The organism is Lentilitoribacter sp. JB5-8, assembly GCF_055693385.1.
Genome location: NZ_CM146332.1, coordinates 1,424,732 through 1,442,321 on the forward strand (window position 1 = coordinate 1,424,732; position 17,590 = coordinate 1,442,321).

Annotated in this window: 15 protein-coding genes and 1 pseudogene; 12 read left to right on the forward strand and 4 right to left on the reverse strand. The window is 44.5% G+C overall.

Going from position 1 to position 17,590, the window contains the following annotated elements; all coding sequences use genetic code 11:
- Positions 1-12 precede the first annotated feature (12 nt).
- Both ACZ1GZ_RS06785 and ACZ1GZ_RS06790 read right to left on the reverse strand, forming a co-directional pair.
- On the reverse strand, positions 13-657 hold the full coding sequence (locus tag ACZ1GZ_RS06785; RefSeq protein ID WP_472667711.1) for a response regulator: 645 nt from the start codon (positions 655-657) through the stop codon (positions 13-15).
- 49 nt (positions 658-706) lie between these two features.
- Positions 707-2,083 carry a cache domain-containing protein gene (locus ACZ1GZ_RS06790; RefSeq protein ID WP_472667712.1) on the reverse strand — a complete coding sequence of 459 codons (1,377 nt, stop codon included), beginning with the start codon at positions 2,081-2,083 and terminating at the stop codon, positions 707-709.
- A 185-nt stretch (positions 2,084-2,268) separates the two neighbouring features.
- Between ACZ1GZ_RS06790 and ACZ1GZ_RS06795 the strand changes: the two genes are divergently transcribed.
- The 9 genes and pseudogenes from ACZ1GZ_RS06795 to urtE all read left to right on the forward strand — a co-directional run bounded on the left by ACZ1GZ_RS06795 (position 2,269) and on the right by urtE (position 13,391).
- Positions 2,269-3,351, forward strand: a complete 1,083-nt coding sequence (locus tag ACZ1GZ_RS06795) for a TRAP transporter substrate-binding protein (RefSeq protein ID WP_472667713.1) — start codon at positions 2,269-2,271, stop codon at positions 3,349-3,351.
- Between the two features lie 95 nt (positions 3,352-3,446).
- Entirely contained in the window at positions 3,447-4,442 is a 996-nt protein-coding gene (locus ACZ1GZ_RS06800; RefSeq protein WP_472667714.1) for a TRAP transporter small permease subunit, read from the forward strand.
- Positions 4,443-4,494: 52 nt separating this feature from the next.
- Positions 4,495-6,045 carry a TRAP transporter large permease gene (locus tag ACZ1GZ_RS06805; protein WP_472667715.1) on the forward strand — a complete coding sequence of 517 codons (1,551 nt, stop codon included), beginning with the start codon at positions 4,495-4,497 and terminating at the stop codon, positions 6,043-6,045.
- Positions 6,039-7,148, forward strand: coding sequence for a hypothetical protein (locus tag ACZ1GZ_RS06810; protein WP_472667716.1), 1,110 nt, complete (start codon positions 6,039-6,041; stop codon positions 7,146-7,148). Before ACZ1GZ_RS06805 ends, ACZ1GZ_RS06810 begins: the two co-directional genes overlap by 7 nt.
- Before the next feature lie 183 nt (positions 7,149-7,331).
- Positions 7,332-8,627 (forward strand): urea ABC transporter substrate-binding protein, encoded by a 1,296-nt coding sequence (urtA, locus tag ACZ1GZ_RS06815; protein ID WP_472667717.1) that lies wholly within the window; start codon positions 7,332-7,334, stop codon positions 8,625-8,627.
- A 95-nt stretch (positions 8,628-8,722) separates the two neighbouring features.
- Positions 8,723-10,753, forward strand: a complete 2,031-nt coding sequence (gene urtB / locus ACZ1GZ_RS06820; RefSeq protein ID WP_472667718.1) for an urea ABC transporter permease subunit UrtB — start codon at positions 8,723-8,725, stop codon at positions 10,751-10,753.
- A gap of 12 nt (positions 10,754-10,765) precedes the next feature.
- Positions 10,766-11,938, forward strand: a complete 1,173-nt coding sequence (gene urtC, locus ACZ1GZ_RS06825; protein WP_472667719.1) for an urea ABC transporter permease subunit UrtC — start codon at positions 10,766-10,768, stop codon at positions 11,936-11,938.
- Between the two features lie 2 nt (positions 11,939-11,940).
- A complete protein-coding gene (gene urtD, locus ACZ1GZ_RS06830; RefSeq protein ID WP_472667720.1) occupies positions 11,941-12,681 on the forward strand; it encodes an urea ABC transporter ATP-binding protein UrtD in 741 nt (246 codons plus the stop codon).
- Between the two features lie 9 nt (positions 12,682-12,690).
- A pseudogene (gene urtE / locus ACZ1GZ_RS06835) lies at positions 12,691-13,391 on the forward strand (urea ABC transporter ATP-binding subunit UrtE).
- 4 nt (positions 13,392-13,395) lie between these two features.
- On the opposite strand, the gene soxR reads toward urtE, so the two are convergent.
- Complete coding sequence (soxR, locus tag ACZ1GZ_RS06840; protein WP_472667721.1) at positions 13,396-13,857, reverse strand: redox-sensitive transcriptional activator SoxR; 462 nt, start codon at positions 13,855-13,857, stop codon at positions 13,396-13,398.
- Positions 13,858-13,959: 102 nt separating this feature from the next.
- Here soxR and ACZ1GZ_RS06845 point away from each other — a divergent pair, with 102 nt between their 5' ends.
- Both ACZ1GZ_RS06845 and ACZ1GZ_RS06850 read left to right on the forward strand, forming a co-directional pair.
- Complete coding sequence (locus tag ACZ1GZ_RS06845) at positions 13,960-14,343, forward strand: VOC family protein (protein WP_472667722.1); 384 nt, start codon at positions 13,960-13,962, stop codon at positions 14,341-14,343.
- A 283-nt stretch (positions 14,344-14,626) separates the two neighbouring features.
- Positions 14,627-15,502 carry a response regulator gene (locus ACZ1GZ_RS06850; RefSeq protein ID WP_472667723.1) on the forward strand — a complete coding sequence of 292 codons (876 nt, stop codon included), beginning with the start codon at positions 14,627-14,629 and terminating at the stop codon, positions 15,500-15,502.
- Here ACZ1GZ_RS06850 and mnmC2 read toward each other — a convergent pair.
- Positions 15,499-16,236: a tRNA (5-methylaminomethyl-2-thiouridine)(34)-methyltransferase MnmC2 gene (gene mnmC2, locus ACZ1GZ_RS06855; protein ID WP_472667724.1), complete on the reverse strand. Its 738-nt coding sequence runs from the start codon at positions 16,234-16,236 to the stop codon at positions 15,499-15,501. The genes ACZ1GZ_RS06850 and mnmC2 overlap by 4 nt on opposite strands.
- Here mnmC2 and ACZ1GZ_RS06860 point away from each other — a divergent pair.
- Positions 16,235-17,446, forward strand: coding sequence for an NAD(P)/FAD-dependent oxidoreductase (locus ACZ1GZ_RS06860; RefSeq protein ID WP_472667725.1), 1,212 nt, complete (start codon positions 16,235-16,237; stop codon positions 17,444-17,446). The genes mnmC2 and ACZ1GZ_RS06860 overlap by 2 nt on opposite strands.
- Positions 17,447-17,590: the final 144 nt, after the last annotated feature.

Genomic DNA, 17,590 nt, shown 5'->3' on the forward strand with positions numbered 1-17,590 from the left:
TCTGGCCGATAATCACGTAGTCAAACCGAGTTCAGTTGCGATCTTCGTCAGCATGACTGCATTTCCGCCACCAGTTTTTTCTCGAATAGACATTCTATGGCTTTCAACTGTACGAACAGAAATATTCATTGTTTCTGCAATTTCTTTGTTCGGCATGCCGCGTGATATCGCCGCCAAGACCTGCTTTTCGCGATTGGTAAGTCCATAATCTTGTGCCGTTAGCGGGCGCGACGGTGCGGTTGCCGCCAGTGATTTGCTTAATCTTGGCCCGATATACGTTGCGCCACTTGAAGCAAGCCGAATAGCGTTAAGCATCTCTGGCTTTGAAACGTCTTTGAGTACGAAGCCATTGGCCCCAATACGAAGTGATTCTTGCACATATTCATCATTATCATAGACGGATAAAAACAGGATTTTGGTCTCAGGCAATTCTTCTTTGATTACGCTTGCCGCTTCTAAGCCATTAAGCTCTGGCATGGAGATATCAAGCAAAACTAAATCTGGTTTATGCGCTCTGCAAAGATCAACCGCTTCTCGACCATTTTTCGCCTCACCAACCAAATCAATGTAGGATTCACTGGCTAATCTGACATGTATCCCTTCTCGTACAAGGTCATGGTCATCTGCAATCACCATTCTGATTACATTAGTTTGCATTGCGTGCCTCCTCCAAAGCCAGCCATTAAACAACTGTTATAGCGCATGTTTATTCTTGTTCATCAATATTGGCCAATTTTTTGTCAATTGGAATACCGATCTTGATAATTAGCCCGGTTGGGCGTGCGTTTTCAAACTTTATTGTCCCACCAATCGCATCAATGCGCTCCTGCATATTTCGAATACCCAGGCCCGCATGTTTAGGCGGCCATTGGGCATGATTATAAATCCCGACGCCATTGTCTTCCAGCTTGAGTACAAACCTTGATTTCTCGCGTTTGAGCGAAATGGTGACTTTATCAGCACCGGCATGACGCGAAATATTGGTGAGCGCTTCCTGAATAACGCGATAGGCGGCAATGCGTGCTTCGTCAGTGATTTGTTTTTTGGGTTGATTAGCATTGACGATGACTTCGATGCCGGTTTGGTTTGAAAATTCTGAACTCAAACTCTTTACTGCCGAGACCAGTCCCATGTCATCTAGAACCGATGGACGCAAAGCCATCGAAATCCGGCGCACTTCATTGATGGTGTTATCAATAGTACTGATGGATTTCTCAATGGGTTGCTGGACATCTTTGCCTTTTGCTGCAGACATTGCAGCCTCTAAACCGTACCTTGCCGAAACAAGTAACTGGCTGATCCCGTCGTGTAATTCATGAGCAACGCGTTTGCGTTCTTCTTCCTGCACATCAACAATGCGCGCCGTCAGTTTTTTAAGTTTCTCGTCTGCAAATCTTTGTTCACTAATCCGGGCAAATGTTAAAATAGCGGCTGTGAGCAGAAGAGAACCAAGTGCTAAGAGCAAAATGACCAATCGTGTTTCACCAATACGGATTTCAGTTTGGCTTTGCACTGTTTGAATTTGGTCTGAAACATCATCAAGATAAATCCCAGTTCCCAAAACCCAATCCCATTTGGGCAGATAAACGGAATAACCGAGTTTATCGACATAAGCACCGCTCGAGGGCTTTTTCCACTTATATGAGTAAAAACCATCATCCATTTTAGCATGTTCAATAAGGTCTTTAACGACGGTGCGACCATTTTCATCGCGGATACCAATCCAATTGCTGCCGATGAAATGTGTGTGGCGCGGATTGACTATATTCGTCCCAGCGCCATCATAAATGTAAAAATAATTATCTTCACCAAAACTCATCTTGCGCACAATTTCGCGTGCTTCTCGCTGCGCTTTACGGGTCGTTTTAAGATACGATTTGTAAGATGGTTCAAGAGCGTTTTGAGCAATCGCGACGTAATTGAGCAATTCACGCTCTTTTTGCGCAAGATATAGATCCTCGATGGCTTTCGCTTGCGAATCGATGAGTCGTTTTGCCTGAAGATCAATAATGATCGTCGATGTTATGGCGATCAATATCGTCGGCAGCAACGTGATTATCAGAAGCTTAGTTTTGAAATTCATGTTCGTATCATTCGTTTGTCACTTTTACCCAGCACACTTGCATATCCGTACCAAAACTTCAAAAAATCAGTAGTAATACCGATGCTAAACGGTAGTAACACGTGTTGTTGTTAGTTTCTTACTTCGGTAAGTGATGTTTAAGGCACACATAGAGTGTGCTGATTTTTTGTTCTTGGGAGGACCTAATGGAACGACGTAAATTTTTGAAGGGCGCAGCACTCGCTGGCGCCGCTACTACTCTTGCAGCACCTGCTGTAGCACAAGGCAAAACGGAAATGGTTATCGTTTCCACTTGGCCACGAGATTTCCCAGGTTTGGGACTACCAGCGCAGCGTTTGGCTGCTCGTATCACTGAACTAACAGACGGCCGCATCGATGTGCAGTATTTCGCAGCTGGTGAACGCGTTGGCGCGTTTGACTCCTTCGATGAAGTTGCTTCAGGCAACGCACAAGCATACATCGCTGCTGACTACTACTGGAAAGGTAAGCACCCAGGTTGGGCACCGTTTACTGCAGTACCATTTGGTATGACATATACTGAAATGGACGCTTGGATTAAATATGGTGGCGGTCAAGAGCTTTGGGATGAGCTTGCTGGTGAGTTTGGTCTTAAAAACTTTGCCATGGGTAACACAGGCGTTCAAATGGGCGGTTGGTTCAACAAAGAAATCAACTCAGCTGACGACCTTAAAGGTCTGAAAATGCGTATCCCGGGTCTCGGTGGCGACGTTATGTCAAAACTAGGTGCTTCTCCTGTTTCTGTTCCTGGTGGTCAGATCTATGAGAACCTTGTATCAGGCGCAATCGACGCGACTGAGTGGGTTGGTCCATACAACGATTACTTCATGAAGTTCTACGAAGCAGCTAAATACTACTACTGGCCTGGTATGCACGAGCCAGGTTCACAGCTCGCACTTGGTATGAACGCATCATTCTGGAGCTCATTGTCAGCAAACGATCAGGCAATCATCCAGGCTGCATGTAATGAAGAAAATGCACGCACAATGGCTGAAACAAACGCGAACAACGGTGAATACCTCAACCGTTTGATCAATGATCACGGCGTTCAGTTGCGTGAGTTCAACGATGACGTTTACGAAGCATTCGGTGAAGCTGCTGCAGAAGTTATCGAAGAAGCTCGTGATCACTCACCGCTTTCAGCGAAAATCTACGACCAGTTTATTGCAAAACGTGATGAGCTTGGCGCTTGGACATCATTGTCCGACATGGCTTACGTGCAAAAGCGTAACGCTGTTCTAAACCAATAGGTTTTCAATTAAATTTTAAATCATGTGAAGGGGCATTTCTTGCCCCTTCACTTTATGAGCGATGTACTTACAAGTAAGCCTCTAGGGATCAGACTATGTCAGAAATAGCAAACACAGATCTTTCAACGCGAAATTCCATTTTAATCCGCATGTTTGGTTGGTCGATGCTTGCCATAATGGTCGCATTTCTTATCAATAATTTTCTTTCAAATGGAATGGGGTTGCCGGGCGCGAGTTTTAATTTCGCAACCGATCATGGGATGATCAGTGCAGCCGCTGTTCAATCATTACTTTATCCATTTTTAATCGGTATTGCAGTTGCTTATGTTGCAGCATGTTCGCAAACTTCACTGCGCAAAGATAGCTATACCGTGTCATCAATGAATACATTTTTCATTCGCGCAGCTTTTTGGGCTGTGCTTTTGATCGGTCTTGCAGATGCTGCGATTTCTTTCATGCGTATTGAAGGCTTTTTGGAAGTGTTTGTCAGCGAACAAACTGCAAAGGATTTAGGTCGTGCGCAATTTCGTGGACCTTATGTACATATGCCGCTGGTTTTAGCGGGCATCATTTTAGCCATGGTCACTAGGACACTGGGTTTTCATTGGCTTGCATTGCTAATTGTTGTCGCCGAGTTACTGATCGTGTTCTCACGCTTCATCTTTTCCTATGAACAAGCATTTATGTCTGATTTGGTTCGCTTCTGGTATGGCGCACTCTTCTTGTTTGCCAGTGCTTATACACTGCTAGAAGAAGGGCATGTTCGCGTTGATGTGTTCTATGCAGGTTTTAAACCAAAGACCAAAGGCTATGTGAATGCAATTGGGACCGTGCTTATGGGCATGGCACTGTGTTGGGTGATTTTAATTATGGGGATGGGTAACAAAGCGTCCATCATCAATTCACCGCTCTTTAACTTTGAAGTTTCGCAATCAGGCTTTGGTCTTTACGTGAAATATCTCATGGCGGCCTTTTTGGGTGTGTTTGCCATATCAATGATGATCCAGTTTGTCTCATATTTATTTGGCGCGGTTGCCGATATTCGCGGTGAACCTGGCAAACACCAACCCCAAGCCGCAGGCGCGCATTAAAGTGCATGCGAAATCAAAATTTCTAAAAGCTGATCGATAAAGGCTCACGAAAATGGAACTGTTTTTTCTTCTTCTACTCGTTGTTTTGATGGCATTTGCGCTTGGGTCCGGTTATCCGGTTGCATTCGCATTGCCAGGTTCATCGATCATTACAATTTTATTAGCAGCTGGTGCTGGATATTTAATGTTCGGCGATACGGATATCTTCTTTGCACAAGGAGGGCCAAGCCAGTGGTTAAGTGCTGGTGTAACCAACTTGCGCGGGGTCTATTGGGAACCCGAACGAGATACACTAATCGCTATTCCGCTGTTTATTTTCATGGGCATCATGCTTCAGCGTTCTAAGATTGCTGAAGATCTGTTGATCACAATGGCGCGTTTGTTCGGTCCGGTGCCAGGTGGTTTAGGTATCTCAGTTGTCTTTGTAGGTGCGTTGCTTGCCGCAACAACAGGTATTGTGGGCGCGACCGTGGTTGCCATGGGTCTCATTTCGCTGCCAGCGATGTTGCGTAATAATTATTCGCAGAGTTTAGCAACCGGTACGATCTCAGCGTCAGGTACCTTGGGTCAGATTATTCCGCCATCAATTGTTCTCATTATTCTTGCTGACCAATTATCAAGCGCTGCCGATCAAGCGGGATCTGCACGTAAAGCGCTTTATAAAGATGCAACTGGTGAACTTTCCATGCCGTCCATCTTTGACGTCGGTTCAACAAGTGCCGGTGAGATGTTCTTAGGTGCGTTTGTTCCGGGGCTCGTATTGGTTGGCCTCTACATGGTCTATATTTTGGTCTATGCCTTTATCAATCCAAAGGCTGCACCTCCGGTGAAATCTGATGATGCGATTGATCGTAAGTTCATCGTAAAAGTGATTATCACTTTGGTTCCGCCACTTCTTTTGATTTTTCTTGTTTTAGGTTCGATCATCGGTGGTGTTGCCACTGTGAACCAGGCAGGTGCGATCGGTGCTGGTGGGGCCTTGATCATGGCGGGTTACCGCTTGAAGGAAAATGCGCGCGATACGTATTACCCCGCTATTCTCGCAATCCTATCTTTGGGTGTGATCGCATTCACTTTGTCGATGTTTAACACCAATGTGAAGTCTATTCAGTCAACGGACGACGTCATCGGTATTACTCTTGGCGCTATCGGTGCAGGCGGGTTAATCGTGGCCCTTTGCTGGAGTGGATGGCGTGCAATTAAAATCGATGAGACGCTTCATGGCGTGATGATTGAAACAGCAAAGACAACTTCGCTGGTGTTCATCATCCTCTTAGGTGCTGCGATTTTGACAGCTGCATTCCGCGCATTTGGCGGTGAGCATTTGGTGAAGGAATTCCTCGAGGGGCTTCCAGGTGGTTTCTGGACCAAGTTCCTAATTGTGATGTTGGTGATATTTGTTCTGGGCTTCTTCCTAGACTTCATTGAAATTGCCGTTGTGGTGGTTCCAATTGTTGCACCAATTCTTCTAGCTGACCCGCAAGCAAACGTAACAGCTGTGTGGCTTGGCGTGATGATCGGTTTGAATATTCAAACATCCTTCTTGACCCCGCCATTTGGTTTCGCACTCTTCTATCTAAGGGGGTGGCACCGGCGGTGGTGAAAACCATCAATATGTATAAAGGTGTTATTCCGTTCATCGCACTGCAATTGTCTGCATTGGCAATTGTCGGCTTTGCTCCGCAATTGGTGAACTATCTGCCAAATCGCGTATCGCTATTGTCGGAAAATTCCCCACCACCTCGCAACCCAAAATTATCCTATTGTGTTGATCAGTATTTGATTGAAGAATTGGGTAGCAATAAACAGGCGTTGTTGGCGCAAATTGGTAATGCAAAAGAGATTGATATTTCTATGTTGCCGAAAAAGATGCAAAGCAATCTGACAAAAAGCTTCGATAGTGCCCAATCAACATTTGAATTGTTGGATAGTGCAGAAACTGCACATGATGAAGTGGTTAATGCATCACCTGCATATAGACCTGTTCATGACGAAGTCCGCATGATTGAACGCGATATTCGAAAATTAGAGGCTCACAAGGCTGAAATTGAAACGACCTTAAGCCGTCTACCGGATGGTGAAGAGCGTCAGGCAGCGCAAATTCGTGCTGAGATTGATGAGATCAATGCTGAAGTGCTCGAACTTCAATCTGAGATTCCAAATAGCTGGGAGGCAACTTATGAAGCTTACAATGCGTTGAATAAAGCTGAAACCGCTGAGCGTCGTAAGTTCTATCAGGCAAGCCAAGCGGCATATGATCCAATCGTAGAAACAATGTCGATCCTTCAATCAACTGATGCCTTTAATGAGGTTAAGGATGAGCTTTATGGATTGGCAGCACAAATTGAGGCAAATGAGCCAGCCGACATGGTGGACCCGTTGTCCGATTTTGCTAAGAAATTTGATGCGATTGCAGGCGCAAGTGATGTAAAGTCAGGTGTTTCCAAAGCACGTCGTGCTCTACGCAACAAAAATCCTGACAAAGAAAAAGCTTTAAAAGAGCTGGCAAAGTCTATTGAAGAATATGAAGCGCAAGTGGAATGGCGCGAAAAAGCAACGGCATCGGTGCTTCCTGGCCTGGTGACATACCATGATGCGATCAAAGGAAATATCGGTATCCGCGGACAAGCGAAACTAACTGAAGAGCAAGCATTGTTTGTGGCTTCATGTCAGTCGGGTCATCGCGATATTTCCCTGAGTTTCTAAATGATTAAAAAATAGCCATTTATATTTTAAGTGTTAAAATTTAGGCAGAATGTGAAAGTGATTTCCGTTCTGCCTTTTTTTAAACAGTAGAAACCCTGTAAATTAAGGATTCCTTAAGATCTCCAAAAGTTGGCACGGTGTTTGCGTAGTGGATAGCGCAATATCAATTCCTTAGGAGACATCATGAACGGAATTTCAAAAAAACTACTAACAACAGCTATGGCATCTTTGATTGCGACGGGCGCTTTGACAATCAGCGCATCCGCAGATGATGAGACCATCAAAGTTGGTATTCTTCATTCACTATCTGGAACTATGGCTATTTCAGAAACAACATTGAAAGATACAATGTTGCTTTTGATTGATGAGCAAAACAAAAAAGGCGGCGTTTTGGGCAAGCAGCTTGAAGCTGTCGTTGTTGACCCTGCTTCTGACTGGCCACTATTTGCTGAAAAAGCACGTGAGCTTCTAACAGTTCACGAAACAGATGTTATCTTTGGTAACTGGACATCTGTATCACGTAAATCAGTTCTTCCAGTGATTGAAGAGCTAAACGGTCTACTGTTCTACCCAGTTCAGTACGAAGGTGAAGAATCTTCAAAGAACGTTTTCTACACAGGTGCTGCACCTAACCAGCAAGCAATCCCAGCAACAGACTATTATCTTGAAGAGCTAGGCGTTGAGAAGTTTGCGCTATTGGGTACTGACTATGTTTACCCACGTACAACAAACAAAATTCTTGAGCAGTATCTAAAAGACAAAGGCATTGCAGAAAGCGATATCTTCGTAAACTACACACCATTTGGTCACTCTGACTGGTCAAAAATCGTAGCTGACGTTGTTGCACTTGGTGCTGATGGTAAAAAAGTTGGCGTGATCTCAACAATTAACGGTGACGCAAACATCGGCTTCTACAAAGAGCTAGCAGCTGCTGGCGTTTCTGCTGACGATATCCCAGTTGTTGCATTCTCTGTGGGTGAAGAAGAACTATCTGGCCTAGACACAGCAAACCTTGTTGGTCACTTGGCTGCATGGAACTACTTCCAGTCTGCAGAATCTGATGCAAACGCATCATTCATTGAAGCTTGGAAAGCTAAAATGGGTGAAGAGCGTGTAACGAACGATCCAATGGAAGCTCACTATATCGGTTTCAACATGTGGGTTAACGCTGTTGAAGCTGCTGGCACAACAGACGTTGATGCAGTTCGTACAGCAATGTACGGCCAAGAGTTCCCGAACCTAACTGGCGGTACAGCAGTTATGTTGCCAAACCACCACTTGTCTAAGCCAGTTCTTATTGGCGAAATCCAAGAAGATGGTCAGTTTGACATCATCTCACAAACTTCAGAAGTTCCTGGCGATGCTTGGACTGACTTCCTTCCAGAATCAGCTGTTCTAAAGTCAGACTGGAAAGATCTAGAATGTGGTATGTTCAACACATCTACAAACACATGTGTTCAGATCAAATCTAACTACTAAGAGTTAGTTGAATACGAGTTGGGGTGGGTTTAGGCTCGCCCCAACATTTTTTTAAAAAAGGACTTGGGAAGCCTTTTTTGTCAGAGGATCATTCGTTGCGATTTTTACTCACAATATTTATGAGCATGATGCTTGCTGTCTTGAGCTTAGCACCCTCATCAGCACAAGAAGCAGATGTGTTTCGCCAGGTACTGGCTGATAATTACAAGCTCATTCAAAGAAGTTCGACCAAAACCGTTTCACCAGTTTTGGAAGCCATCCAGAATAGCAATTTTGAAGGGGCCGCTGAGTTCCTCGCCAAGTGGCAAAACAAGGAACTTTGGTTCCGCAAATCAGACAATGTTTTTGTCTATGTTGAGACAGAAGATAAAAAACTATACCGCCTAACTGATGTTGTTGATGCGCAGATTTTAGGTGAAGTCGATAAAAAAGAGATCAAGCAGATTAAACCCAATAGCGGTGTGCGCGGCCTACTCGCAGCACGTCTGGTTCAATTTCAACTTACAGATCCAAACGTGGATGTGCGTCGGAAAAGCTTAGAGAGTATCAATCGGGATCCAAAAGCTGAGCATCTTGATGCATTGCGCATTGCGATTGAAAAAGAAAACGACACTGAATTATTGGCTGAGTTTTCCCGCATAGAGCGTCTACTTACGATTAAGTTTGATGAGGATCCAAAGGCTCGCATTGACGCTTTGAATTCGTTTTCAGGATCTTTGTCAATTGATGTGCGCGCGAGCTTAAATCAATTGCTCACTTCAAGAGTGTCAGTTGCAAAAACATTACCAGAAGATTTGAATATTGCTCGGGTTATTGTGCCCGACAAAACTGGGATCAATCCAGATGGCTCAGCATTCCGCCTACATGGATTGCTCGATATGGGTGGGGATCAAACAGAGCTGACCCATAATGCAGCTTATGATATGTTGGTACAAGCAAATCTCGCCCCTGCCACAATTGATCGTGCGGCACGCAAAGAGATATTGATTGCTAATATTATCGACGGAAAAGTTGGCAAGCTTGATGTATCGGAACTCAATAGCGATGAAGCACGTGACAATGCTTATTCAGACCTCGTGTTACTTGGTAAAGCTGACGCGTTTTTAACAGAAGACGAACAGGGCCAACTGATCAACGAACATGTGTTTTATGCAAGCTATGTTGAGACCAATAAAGAGGTAACGGATGCTGCACGTGAAGTATTAAACGATATCAACGCATCTGTGACGCTTAATCAGTTCTTTGATTTGGCGCTCGACGGGATTAGCCTTGCCTCAATTTATTTCCTTGCAGCGATTGGTCTTGCCATTACCTTTGGTGTGATGCGTGTGATCAATATGGCTCATGGTGAGTTTATTATGATGGGTGCGTATTCTGGCTATGTAGTCCAGCAGATCGTGCCGAATTATACGATCTCAATCATTATCGCTATTCCTGTTGCGTTTATGGTGACATTTGCAGCTGGGGTTCTCATGGAGCGATTGGTCATTCGCCATTTATACAACCGCCCACTTGAGACACTGCTGGCGACATTTGGGATTTCTATCGCCCTTCAACAATTGGCGAAAAACATTTTCGGCACGCAAGCGCGTCCTCTCACTGCACCCGGCTGGTTGGATGGTGCTTGGGTGATCAATGATGTTGTGAGCATTAGTTGGATTAGAATTGCAATCTTTGTGCTGGGCATCTTGTTCTTCTGCATGATCTTGTTTGTTTTGAACAAAACTCGCCTTGGTTTGGAAACACGTGCTGTAACGCAAAATCCGCGTATGGCCGCTTCCATGGGTATTGATCCTGATAAGATCAACATGCTGACCTTCGGTTTGGGCTGTGGGATTGCGGGTATTGCTGGCGTTGCTATCGGCCTCTTTGCGAAAGTAACATCCGAGCTTGGCAATGATTATATTGTGCAAAGCTTCATGACAGTTGTTGTGGGTGGTGTAGGTAATATTTGGGGAACACTTGCGGGCGCGACCATGATTGGTTTCCTTCAGAAAATTATCGAATATTTCAATCCATCCAACACGTTGGCCGCACAGACTTATATGATCATCTTTATTATTATTTTCATTCAGTTCAGACCTCGAGGGCTTATAGCGCTCAAAGGTCGAGCGGCCGAAGCGTAAGGGAGCAAAAATATGCAAGACGCAGTATTGACTAAATTTTTGCTCCGCCATCCATCAGTTTTAGTTTTTCTGGGCATGTTGGCGATCTTTACGATCGGTGTGACTGTCTTAAGTGAAGGCTTTGGCATTGGCTTAGTTTCAACCAGCTTGGTGAAAACGCTTGGTAAAACATTGTGTTTGGCGCTTGCAGCCATCGCGATGGATCTGGTCTGGGGTTATTGTGGAATTTTGTCCTTGGGTCATTTTGCCTTTTTCGGACTGGGTGGATATATGATCGGCATGTGGCTGATGTATGCCAGAACTGAACTGATTGTGCTAAAGGCAAATGCAGCAGCGGCCCTTCCGCTCACCCCGCAAGAACTATCTGATGCGATTGGCGTCCAGATTTTTGGTGTGGTAGGTGGTTCAGAATTTCCTGCCATTTGGGCGTTTTCTGATAGCTTTATCCTGCAATTATTGTTGGTGGTTTTGGTCCCGGGAATATTAGCACTCGTATTCGGCTGGCTAGCATTTCGTTCGCGTGTGACCGGTGTTTATCTGTCTATTTTAACGCAAGCCATGACACTCGCTTTGGCGCTATATCTATTCCAAAATGATAGTGGATTGCGGGGTAACAACGGCCTTTCTGGATTGCAAAATCTGCCCGGGCTTGAAGCCACTCCGCAAGCAGATGTATCGCTCTGGTTCTTCTGGGGTTCAGCCTTTGCATTAGGGGTTTGCTATATCATTGCTAAACTGATCGTTGAATCTAAACTAGGCAATGTTATCCGAGCAATTCGTGATGATGAAAGTCGTGTTCGTTTTTTAGGTTACAACGTTGAAGGCTATAAGCTGTTCGTCTTTGTGATCACAGCAATCATGGCAGCCATTGCGGGTGCGATATACTATCCGCAGGCTGGTATTATTAACCCAGCTGAACTTGCACCAATTGCGTCTATCTATTTAGCGGTTTGGGTCGCTATCGGTGGGCGGGGGCGTCTGTATGGTGCTGTGATTGGCGCGATCTTCGTATCGCTCTTATCATCATTTTTCACCGGTGGGCAAATCCCGAATATACCGCTCGGGTTTTACACGATCCAATGGGTAGATTGGTGGCTTGTATTGCTAGGTCTGAGCTTCGTTTTGGCAACACTATATGCACCTAAAGGCCTAGGTGGTCTTGTCGATAAGTTTAAGAGGGTGTGATGATGAGTAGTCTATTAAATGTAAATGGTATCTCGGTCTCATTTGACGGATTTAAGGCTATTAATGATCTAAGCTTTGAAATTGGTGAGAACGAACTTCGCGCCATTATCGGTCCAAATGGTGCAGGGAAGTCGACCTTTATGGATATCGTCACCGGTAAAACACGCCCAGACATGGGTGATGTTGTTTGGGGTGAAAAGAACGTCTCGCTGATCAAGAAAAGTGAATCCGATATCGCGCGACTTGGCATTGGCCGTAAGTTCCAGCGGCCAACCGTGTTTGAAGATCAAACAGTTGAAGACAATCTAATGATGGCACTGCGCAATGATCGCGCACCTTTTTCTGTGTTGTTTTATAAATTCTCTAACGACGACAAACAAAAAGTCGTCGAACTTGCTGACAGCATTGGTCTAAGTGAAGAAATCAACCGCATTGCGGGTGAGCTTTCACACGGGCAAAAACAATGGCTTGAAATCGGTATGTTACTTGCCCAAGAGCCTCGGCTTTTGCTGGTGGATGAACCCGCTGCTGGGATGACCAAGCAAGAGCGCAACAAAACGGTCGATCTGCTCAAGAAAATGGCGCAAAACCACGCTGTTGTCGTGGTTGAGCATGACATGGAATTTATCCGTGACCTCGATTGTAAAGTGACTGTTCTGCATGAAGGCTCAGTCCTTGCGGAAGGAAGCCTTGAACAGGTTATCGAAAATCAAGACGTCATTGATGTCTATCTTGGAAGGTAAATATCACTTATGGCTGTTCTAGAAATTGATAAAATCGACCTCCATTATGGCGCGGCGCAAATTTTGCACCAGGTATCGGTCAGCGCAGATGAGGCATCAATCACCTGCATTATGGGTCGCAATGGCGTCGGCAAAACATCATTGTTAAAAGCAATCACTGGCCATCACCCAATCTCCAATGGAGATATCACGTTAAATGGTAATAAATTTGGAAAAGCAGCACCACATATGCGCGCCTCCAAAGGTATTGCTTATGTGCCGCAAGGTCGGGATGTTTTCCCAATGCTCACGGTGCAGGAAAATTTGGAAACAGGGTTTTCACTTCTGCCAAAAGGCGAGCGCCATGTTCCGGATTACATTTTCGAATTATTCCCCGTTTTAAAGCAGATGTTATCACGGCGGGGGGAGATCTTTCAGGTGGTCAACAACAGCAATTGGCGATTGGTCGCGCGCTGGTTACTAAACCAAAAGTCTTGGTATTAGACGAACCAACTGAAGGCATTCAGCCATCAGTCATCAAAGACATTGGTCGTGCGATCGAGTTCTTACGTGATGAGCAAGGTCTTGCGATTGTTCTGGTCGAGCAATATTTGCAATTCTGCCGCCAAGTTGCGAGTAAGGTTTATATCATGGACCGCGGTGCGGTGGTGCATGAAGGCCCGGCAGATAGCTTAGATCAATCAGAAGTGCGCGCACACTTAACGGTTTAAAGACTTAGTCTACGTCTGCCACATCACCGAGCAAATATCTCGGGCCGTCGCCCTTGCGTGCGGCCCTATCTTCTTTGTTATATAGCCGGCATGCATCTAGTGAGAGACAACCGCAACCAATACAGCCGTCGAGTTTGTCGCGCAGGTCTTCTAAACGCTCGATACGATGGTTCAATTCCTTACGAAAATGTTTGCTCATTTTACCCCAGTCACGTTTGGTCGGCGCGCGTTTGTCTGGCAGTTGTTCGAGCTGGGTTCTGATTTCGTTTAAACTGAAACCCAATTCCTGTGCGATTAGGATGAATGAGATCCTACGTATTTCGGAACGCAGAAATCTACGCTGACCAGCATTGTTGCGCTCCGCTTGAATAAGCCCTTCATCTTCATAATACCGAATAGCCGATACAGCAGACCCAGTGCGTTTCGCAACTTCGCCAATGGATAATGTCGTTTCAATTCTAGCCATTAAATTCCCTTGAAAAAAGTTCTTGACCTCAAGTTAACTTGAGCAATTAGGTTTGCAGAAATTCGTAAGATTTACAAGCAAGCAAATGATAAAGGACTAGTTATGACCCAAGCATTTTTAGAACATATAAACGTAACAGTGAGCAATCCGGAGGCGACCGCCAATCGATTATGCGAGCTATTTGGCTGGAAAATTAGATGGAATGGTGAAGCCATAGATGGGGGCGAGACCTATCATGTTGGCGGCGATGAGAGCTATCTAGCAATTTATAAGAAACCGGGTGAGGTCAAGCCAAACGGAAATACATATCAGGTTTTAGGCGGGCTCAATCATGTGGGTATTGTGGTTGATGACATTGAAAAGATTGAACAGCGTGTCATGACAATGGGCTATGAGCCTCATAGCCACGGCGATTATGAACCAGGGCGCCGTTTTTATTTTCATGATGAGGACAATATCGATTTTGAAATCGTAAGTTATTCCTAGAAAAACCTGCATTTTTCAACACAATAAATATTCCCCTTTTATGGGGAATATTGCCGATTTTGATCAAAAATGGTCAAAAAAGGCTATTTTGGTAATAAAACCTAGTAAAAGCACCATAGTGAAAAATACTTTCAGATAATATCTCGTATCTTATATATTTTTCTAATATCAAGACGTGCTGGTTATATTTGGTTTGAAAATTAATCTTCTTTTTACACATTTCCCCCATCTTCAGCACTATATAAGTCGCTGAATTTATGCAGAAATTTGAGTAAATACGTCCTTGTCTAAAATACCGATCGAGAAAAAACGTAAACGTGTTCTGGTTGTCGGCGGATCAACGCTTGATCAAGACCTTTACCTCGAGCAACTCTGCAGTTGGGGCATGGATGCCTGCGCTACATCTTCTTTCGTTGAAGCTGAAAAAGTCATTGAAACCACTCGGAAAATGAGTTCGCCAGTTGAGTTGGTAGTTGTCGATCAGGACCGATCAACGCGTGAGTTGGAATCTCTTATTAGAGTTATTCGCAATGTATCCTCAGTTGAGGAATTACCAATCCTAGCTATTGGTCCAAACCGTTTTATCCGCTCGGAAATCTCACCATATGCGAAGGATATTTCTGCCAAGTTGTTAAAACCTTGCGCGCCGTCGAAACTAGAGGATGAAGTTCTCAAACTTTTGAAGATGTCACCTGACATGCTTGAGCATGTATCCAAGCGTGACAATTCCTCTGCTGATGATTTTAAAATCGATGTCCTTATCGCTGAAGACAATGAAGTAAATCAGATTGTCTTTAAACAAATCTTGCTGGATCTAGGCGTTGAATTCAAAATCGCAAATAATGGCCAGGAAGCAGTCCAATTATGGAAAGAGTTTAAACCAGCTGTCGTATTGATGGATGTTTCAATGCCGATCATGAATGGCCATGAGGCAACACGTGAAATTCGCCGATTGGAAAAATCAGATGATTATCGAACGCCAATCTGCGCGATTACAGCTCATGCTTTGCGTGGTGATAAAGAAGACTGCATTGCTGCGGGCATGGATGATTATATTTCCAAACCTGTAAGCCCTGATGTGATGATTTCAAAGGTAAAATCCATGCTGCCGGGTTATCATAAACTAAGTACGCGCTCTAAATCTCAAGGCACCTCCTAAGTTACCTCTATAGGTTTCTTATATCCGCAAATCATATCGCGTTTTCCTGCATAACCGTTTGTTTTGCGCACTTCAAACCCTGCTTCCATTAAGTTTCGGCGCACCCATCCAGCTGCTGTGTAGCTCGAAAATGTACCCTGATCTTGTGTGTGTTTGACAATCTCGTGCATGAGTTCTAGCGACCACATGCTTTCATTCCGAGCTGGCGCAAATCCATCCAGATACCAAGCATCAGCGAAGAAATTTTGCTGCGGTAGCGTTTCATTCACATCACCGATATGCAAATGAAGCGATACATTTTCCTTTATCGTCAAAGAGTTTTTGCATGCAAAACTATTGGGCCAAACGGAGAGTAGTCGTACAAGCTCGTTTTCGATTTCCGGCCAAGGAGCAAGCGCTTTTTTAATGCTGTTCTTGTCCAGTGGGTTGATTTCAAAACTATGAAAACTAAGCTTTGCATCGCTAGTTGCATAATGCTCGAACTGACGAAGTGTTTCCAAGAAATTTAATCCTGTGCCAAAACCTAGCTCGGCAATTGTAAAGTCTTGCGCATTTTTAAACCTGGTTTTTAAATCATTGCCATTGATAAACACGTGGTCACATTCCAATCGACCATCGGATTTTGAATAATAATAGTCGCCAAACCCAGTTGAATAGGGCATATCACCTTCACGCCATTCAAGTGTATTGGATGACAGATCGATATCGTTTTTTACTTCAGGGTTTTTATTCATGGCATCAGCCGATAATCCAGCTTTCGCAAACAGTCAATTGCCACGAACGAACAATGATGCATATGACGTGCTCGTTGTCGGCGCTGGTGTGATTGGCGCTTGGACGGCGTATAAAGCGGGCAAAGCAGGTTTGAAGACCCTTTTAATAGATGCGCAAAAACTCGGATTCGGTGCAAGTGGCGGATTACTTGGTGCGCTTATGCCGCATATGCCTGAACGTTGGGATGGCAAAAAACAGTTCCAGTTTGAAGCGCTTGAAGACCTACCTAAAGAGATCGCACGGCTTGAAAGCGAGACCGATATCGATTGCGGATACAATCGATGTGGCAGGCTAGCCCCAATTATGAATGACACTAAGCGCGGCCAAATGCAGGGACATGGTGCAAATGTCGATGAATTTTGGCATGGCAGATATCAATGGAAGATTATCGATAATCCATTTGAAAATAACTGGCCGATTGCCAGCAAAGCCAGTTGTGGACTTGTCTATGATACACTGTCCGCCCGTATAAATCCTCGTGGATTGCTAAGCGCATTAAAAGCAGCAATTTTAAAGGATGATCGCATCACATTAATTGAAGGAATTGCGTTAAAGGATTTTGATGCTGATAAAGGCCAAGCAGTTTTATCAAATAACGAGACGTTAGCTTTTTCACACATAGTCTTATCTGCAGGTGTCGAAACTTTTGATTTTGTGGCGCCAGAATTGGAAGTGCCAACGCTTGCTTTGGGTAAGCCAATTAAAGGGCAGGCGGCAATGCTATCGGCGGATATTAATCCAAATTGGCCGATTGTTTTCGATAATGGGATCTATGTTATTTCTCACGGGAACGGCAAAGTCGCCGTGGGCAGTACAAGCGAATTGGAATATTCAGATCCGTTTGCAACAGATAATAAAATTGACGATGCGATTATGCGCGCAAGAGCATTGTGTCCGCTCATCAAAGATGCACCGGTTATTGAAAAATGGGCTGGGCTTCGTCCGCGTGCTGCTGGTCGTGATCCGTTGATAGATGTCATGCCAGATCATCAGAACGTTATTGTTTCAACAAGCGGGTTTAAAATAACCTTTGGTGTGGCGCATAAAATGGCCGATGTCACGATTGAACATATTCTTGGAGATTTGAAAACCGTCGTGCCAGACAGTTTCAAGATTGCCGCCCATCTTGCCAAGGCAAGACGAGCAGAAAAACAAGACAATTTATCTTGAAAAAATTAGCCGCGCGGCAGTACATCCGTGCTCGCGCAGCCCTGCATAGGTATATAAAACCTATGCTTTGAGTATGTAGCAGATATAGTTAACAGTTTCTTAACAATCAAGATGTTGGGAGCTAAGTATCTGAAAAATATGAAT